At 29.3% G+C, this 1285-nt stretch carries 2 protein-coding genes; one reads left to right on the top strand and one right to left on the bottom strand.

Annotation, left to right across the window (positions count from 1 at the left end; all coding sequences use genetic code 11):
• Positions 1 to 728, bottom strand: a 728-nt coding sequence (gene dnaG, locus HG1285_RS01105) for a DNA primase (RefSeq protein WP_008289479.1), incomplete at its 3' end; no start/stop codon positions are given.
• A gap of 129 nt (positions 729 to 857) precedes the next feature.
• On the opposite strand from dnaG, the gene HG1285_RS01100 reads away from it, so the two are divergent.
• A partial coding sequence (locus HG1285_RS01100; RefSeq protein ID WP_008289480.1) for an aminodeoxychorismate/anthranilate synthase component II occupies positions 858 to 1285 on the top strand: 428 nt, incomplete at its 3' end.

Raw genomic sequence — 1285 nt, forward strand, 5'->3', positions numbered from 1 at the left:
TAATCTTTACTTTCATATAGTCCATACAGTATTTCACTTTTTTTATAAATTTGAGTTTCAGGTGAGTTGAGATATTTAGGTGATTTATGAGGTTCAATGCTTCTTCCTCCAAATCCTACAATCTTTCCTTGCAGATTTTTAATAGGAAAAATTATTCTTCCACTAAATTTATCCTTTTTACTTTCTACAGAAGAAATGACACCGATTTTTACTAAATCTTCTTTATTTATATTGTTTTTTTCTATCCATTTTATAAAAGAGTCGTCTTCTGGAGAGTATCCTATATTAAATTTATCTATTGTTGATGGAAGTATGTTCCTTTCTGAAAGGTATTTTCTGGCTTTTGGAGATGTTCTTAACTGCTGTTGGTAAAATTTTGATACTAATTCTAAAAGCTGGTAATACTTTTTGTTTTCTTGAAATTTGTCTTTCCCTATGAATTTCAACTTAATACCTTGTTTTTCTGCTATCTTAATTAAGGCTTCACTGAAGGATAATCCTTCATATTCCATTACAAAAGTTATTGCACTGCCACTTTTCCCGCATCCGAAACATTTCCATATATTTTTTTGAGGAGAAACATAAAAGGAAGGTGTTTTTTCCGGATGAAATGGACATAAAGCCCTGTATGAGCTGCCAACTTTTTCTAAGGGCAGATATTGAGAAATTACATCATACACATTAACCTGTGATTTTATCTCATCTATACTTTCTGGGGCTATAGCCATAATACCTCAAAACCTTGTTTGCATTCGGCAAACTTGAAATTTTAGATTTAGGATTATAAATATAAACAAATATAAAATTTTGGCAATATGATTTAAAATATTATTTTAAAGATATTTAAGGAGAATTTCATGAAAATATTAATGATTGATAATTACGATTCTTTTACATACAACATTGTTCAGTATTTGTATGAACTTGGGGTAGATGTTGAAGTTGTAAGAAATGATAAAATTTCAATTGATGAAATAAAAAATAAAGATGATATAGATGCTATTGTTATTTCTCCGGGACCATGCAGTCCAAGTGAAGCTGGTATTTCTATTGATGTTATAAAAGAATTTAAAGGTATCTATCCAATTCTTGGAGTTTGTCTTGGTCATCAGTCAATAGGAGCTGCTTTTGGAGCAAAAATAGTAAAAGCAAAATGTCTTATGCATGGAAAAACATCAATGATTTATCATAATGAGAAAGGATTATTTAAAGGGATACCAAATCCTTTTGAAGCTGTAAGGTATCATTCTTTAGTGATTGATAAAAATACATTACCTGAAGATAT

It is taken from the genome of Hydrogenivirga sp. 128-5-R1-1, assembly GCF_000171895.1.